Genomic DNA, 4,047 nt, shown 5'->3' on the forward strand with positions numbered 1-4,047 from the left:
GCCGCACACGAGTTTGGGGCGCAACGTGATGATCGTGCGCTGCGTGTTGTCAGCCTCGCCGGTCTGTCGCGGGTTCGCCGGCGAGTTGGCGTAGATCGGCGAGACTGGGTGCTTCGAATTCGGTGACCTCGGGTCCGACGACCCCGGACAGCCGATCCGCCGGAAAGGTGCGGCAACGGCTCAATGCCGCGGTGGCCGGTTGCCCGGCGAGGTAGGCGTCGCTGAACCGCAGTTGCCACAGTCCTGCCGCGACCTCGCCGGTGCGCCCGGCCTGCGCCCGCGGCAGATATCCGGCGGCATCACCGGTGACCGCGGCCCAGATGTAGCCGACGACCACCGAATCCAGCCGCACCGGCAGATACCGGACCGATGCGTCGGTGTCTGCGGCGTAGGTCTGCAGCGGGACGCTCACCAGCGGTCCCCAGCCCTCTGCCCGATCGACCGGTGTCCCATCGGGATACGTGCCGTCCTGGATCAGAGGGCCGTCGTCCAGGGGCGGGCCATCCGGATTGAGCCGATCCCACAGCTCCGCCAGGCTCGCAAACCTGCCGGGCCGGATATCGGCCGGGACAGCGCCCGCGGACGCGTCCTCGGGTGCACCGATCCACTGTTCGATGGCCGCGGCCGGGGCAAACCCGCGTGCGGCTGACTCGTTCAGCCTTGTCTCCCAGGCGATCAGGCAGTCGAGATCGTCACCGGCCACCGCGAGGCGGCGTTCGAATCCCGCGGCGTACTGGGTGGTCGCGGCCCACAGGAAGCCGATCACCTGACCGCGCCGGTGCACCGGCAGATAGATCAGCGGCTGCCGGGTCCAGCGGTGATAGACGGTCGGGGTGCTGTTCATGGTGGGTACTCCGGGCTCGACGGTATCGGCGGGCAGCACTTCGGCCTCCGGGAACGATGATGCCAGTTGTCTGGTCGCGCCGCTCGGTCTTGCGGTCATAGACCCATCCAGGATGTGTGCGTCCTATCCGCGAGCGTTCTCGGTGGTGTGGACGGCGACCTCGAGGTGCTCGAGGCCGCGCAGGCCGTTGTTGATCATCGGTGTCGAGGCTACGACTTCGAACCGGGTCACCCGGTCGGCCAGCCGATCGAGCAGTGTGCTGATCTCCAGTCGCGCCAGATGCATGCCGACGCAGATGTGCTCGCCGCGCCCGAAGGCCAGGTGGTCCGAGGGGCGGCGGGTGATGTCGAAGCGCTTCGGATCCGGGTAGTGGCGCTCGTCGCGGTTCGCCGAACCGTAGAGCAGTGCCATCCGGCTGCCGGCCGGGACGGACACGCCGCCGATCTCGTGGTCTTCGGTAAGGACCCGGCTGAACTGCGGGACCGGGGACTCCAGGCGCAGTGACTCGTTGATCGCATGCGGAATCAGCGACCGGTCGGCCCGCAGCAGGTCCCACTGTTCGGGATGCTGGGCGAAGAGCGCTATTGCGTTGGTGATCGCGAGGATGGTGGTGTCCAGGCTCGGGGTGACGTAGTCGAGCATCATCCCGGGGCACTTGTCGCGTGGCAGTTCCCCGCGGTCGGCCGCCTGGTAAAGGTGGGCGGCCCAACCGTCGGGGTCGATGCGTCCGGGCACCGCCTCGTTGTTCGCGAAGGCGATAAATTCCTCGACCGCGGGCATGGCGTTCGCGAAGCGCTCGTTGGCCGGGCCCTGCGCATTCCACATGGCCGCGGCCCATTCCAGCATCTTGGCGCGGCCCTGGTCGGGCAGCCCGACCAGGTCGGAAACGACGGTCATGGGCAGATGCTCGGCCAGTTCCGTTGCGGCGTCGAACCGGCCCCGGTCGACCAGCGCCTTGACGATGCGGTCTGCCTCAGCCTCGATCGTGGGCGCGACCTCGCGCATCCTGTCCGGGCGCAGGGGACCACCCAGCGCCGAGCGCATCATGGTGTGGTCTGGCGGGTCACTGCACAGCGTGATGCCCTCGAGCTGGGAGTTCACCGTCGGGTCGACGAATACGCCGCGAGCCGAGGAGAATGTTTTCCAGTCCATGAGGGCCGCACGGACCTCTTGATAGCGCGGAAGCGCATAGAGGTCGTAATGGGACAGATGCACCACCGGGCCCAGCGCGCGGAGCTCTTCGTAGATCGGGTACGGGTCGATCCGGGCCTCGTGGGTGTAGAGGTCGGCATCGCTGACCGGTATAGCGGCCACAGTTGCTCCAGACGATTCGAACAGTGGTTGCTGCATCAAAGTCGTTGGGGTGCTGTGGCTTACGACTCTGACGCAGGCTTGTCAAGCAGCGTAACGGATTTCTGCTCGAATCGCCGCTCAGTCGCCGAGCGAGGGTGCGGTAACCGGCTCACTGACCCCGGCCCCACGGTTGGCCTCGGCCACGGTGAGTCCACTGATTCCCCTGGCCGACACCAGTTTTAGCGCGGTTTCATCCGCCATCGTGGCGGCCGGTGGTAGCGATGTGTGGCCGGGCGACCGATGAACGGGCCACGGCAGTGCTGCATTTCAGGACGGTAATTGACTACGTGTACAGTGCCGGTGACGCGAATGGTCCCGTAGGTAGTCGGTGAGACGCGCGAATTCAGCGGGACGCACCTGGCTCGGAGGCATGTCTCGTGAGTACCGGATCCGGGCGGAGCGACAGGAAAGCATGTGAACCGGCAGGACATCACCGTCGGTCATCAGCAGATCGCCTTCACACAGAGTTACGGCCGTGGCCGCACAGTCATTTTCGTGCACAGCAACTCCTCGTCGGCCCGCACCTGGGATCCGATCCTGACCGGCTCGTTCGGCCAGCGCTTCCGTTGTCTGGCCTTCGACCTGCCGGGGCACGGATCCTCAGCCCGCGCAAAGAACACCGAGGACTACTCCCTGCCCGGCCACGCCGCCGTACTCGCCGGGTTCGCCGCTCGAGGCAGGGCCGGAGCGGCCTCGAACGCGATATTTCCGCCCAGGCTCCAGCCCACGATTACCGCGTTGTCACTGCCCCAGTAGCGACCGTTCGGGCCTCGGTCGCGAGCTTCACCGCGCCCGGTTCGGCCCCGTCACACAACGAGTCCGGCGCACCGTTCACGCTGCTGTACACCTCCGCCGAAAGCGGGTTGCGGAGGCTGTTGACGAGGTCGTGGAATTCGGTCTGCCGAGAGTTGTTGAATTGCTGGTCGTATTGCTGGCGGCGGTCGGTTTCCGCCTTCCATTGGCCGGGTGTGAGCCGCCCGATTCAATATTCGGCGTCGACGCCGTCGCGGCGGCGACGTTCATCCTGCAGGGTCCGGCGGATCTCGGGGGTCAAGGGCATCGACCGGAGACTCGCGGCGGGATTCTCCGCTATCCGCCCGACGAGCTCACTACGCGCATGGTGTGCTGTCGGGTAGCCGTACAAGCGTGACAGCGCCTCGAACAGGTGATGGCCGTTGTCGGGCAGCGGTTCCCATCTCGGCCCGGGGGTTCCGGGGTGTGCTGTGGGTTCGATGGGAATGCCGTGTGCTGTGTAGAGGATGGCGTGGGTGTGTGCGAGTTCTCGTCGTGGTTGTGGCGGGAAGGGGTGTCGCACACCGAATCCGCGGTCGTCGACGGTGATGGTTCCGTGGTCGTTGATCAGCAGATAGGTGTGGGCGCCGATGCCGTGTTGGTCGGTGGTGGTGTAGGTGTCGACGACGAGGGCGATGTGGCCGTGGCCGAGTGTGCGGAGGTTCTCGGCGATGTCGTTGTGGTTGAGGAATGGTCGTAATGGTGCTGCGGCGGCGTGTTCGAGTTGGGTGCTGGTGATGCCGGTGAGGTCGGTGGGGGTGGTGATCGGGCGGACGACGGGGCTGTTTGTGTGCTCGATGAGTGCGGCGATCGTGAGCGGACCGCAGTTGTTGCGTTGCGAGTCGGTCGCTGGGGTGTCGGAGAGATCGATGGTCGTGTGCGGGGTTGCACCGATCTGGGCGTGTGATGTGTCGTGTGCGTGGGGTGTGCTGCCGTCGGTCGTTTCGAGGGTGGTTCCGTCGGGGCGTGTGATCGTGGGAGTTGTTGTGCTGTGCCGTGGTTGGGGATCCGTCGGTTGGAAGACCGGGCGGGTGTGGCGGGGTGAGGCCGATGCGTGG

The 4,047-nt window shown here is 66.4% G+C and carries 6 protein-coding genes; 2 read left to right on the forward strand and 4 right to left on the reverse strand.

Annotated elements, in window-relative coordinates; translation table 11 throughout:
• Positions 1 to 49: 49 nt before the first annotated feature.
• The 3 genes from ACV7NQ_RS20425 to ACV7NQ_RS20435 all read right to left on the reverse strand — a co-directional run bounded on the left by ACV7NQ_RS20425 (position 50) and on the right by ACV7NQ_RS20435 (position 2,398).
• A complete protein-coding gene (locus ACV7NQ_RS20425; protein ID WP_463361125.1) occupies positions 50 to 943 on the reverse strand; it encodes a hypothetical protein in 894 nt (297 codons plus the stop codon).
• Between the two features lie 24 nt (positions 944 to 967).
• Complete coding sequence (locus tag ACV7NQ_RS20430; RefSeq protein ID WP_463361126.1) at positions 968 to 2,158, reverse strand: cytochrome P450; 1,191 nt, start codon at positions 2,156 to 2,158, stop codon at positions 968 to 970.
• A gap of 117 nt (positions 2,159 to 2,275) precedes the next feature.
• Positions 2,276 to 2,398, reverse strand: a complete 123-nt coding sequence (locus ACV7NQ_RS20435; protein WP_463361127.1) for a hypothetical protein — start codon at positions 2,396 to 2,398, stop codon at positions 2,276 to 2,278.
• A 213-nt stretch (positions 2,399 to 2,611) separates the two neighbouring features.
• Here ACV7NQ_RS20435 and ACV7NQ_RS20440 point away from each other — a divergent pair, with 213 nt between their 5' ends.
• Positions 2,612 to 2,953, forward strand: coding sequence for an alpha/beta fold hydrolase (locus tag ACV7NQ_RS20440; RefSeq protein WP_463361128.1), 342 nt, complete (start codon positions 2,612 to 2,614; stop codon positions 2,951 to 2,953).
• 226 nt (positions 2,954 to 3,179) lie between these two features.
• Here ACV7NQ_RS20440 and ACV7NQ_RS20445 read toward each other — a convergent pair whose 3' ends face one another.
• Positions 3,180 to 3,512: a hypothetical protein gene (locus ACV7NQ_RS20445; RefSeq protein WP_463361129.1), complete on the reverse strand. Its 333-nt coding sequence runs from the start codon at positions 3,510 to 3,512 to the stop codon at positions 3,180 to 3,182.
• A gap of 33 nt (positions 3,513 to 3,545) precedes the next feature.
• On the opposite strand from ACV7NQ_RS20445, the gene ACV7NQ_RS20450 reads away from it, so the two are divergent.
• The gene (locus ACV7NQ_RS20450) at positions 3,546 to 3,689 is read left to right on the forward strand and encodes a hypothetical protein (RefSeq protein WP_463361130.1); all 144 of its coding nucleotides are present in this window, start codon (positions 3,546 to 3,548) and stop codon (positions 3,687 to 3,689) included.
• Positions 3,690 to 4,047 lie beyond the last annotated feature (358 nt).

The organism is Nocardia sp. Tas62D01, from assembly GCF_055232035.1.

Coding starts and splice junctions, on each gene's coding strand:
- ACV7NQ_RS20435 (WP_463361127.1), bottom strand. CDS start 2,398: ATGGCGGATGAAACCGCGCTAAAACTGGTGTCGGCCAGGGGAATCAGT.
- ACV7NQ_RS20425 (WP_463361125.1), bottom strand. CDS start 943: ATGACCGCAAGACCGAGCGGCGCGACCAGACAACTGGCATCATCGTTC.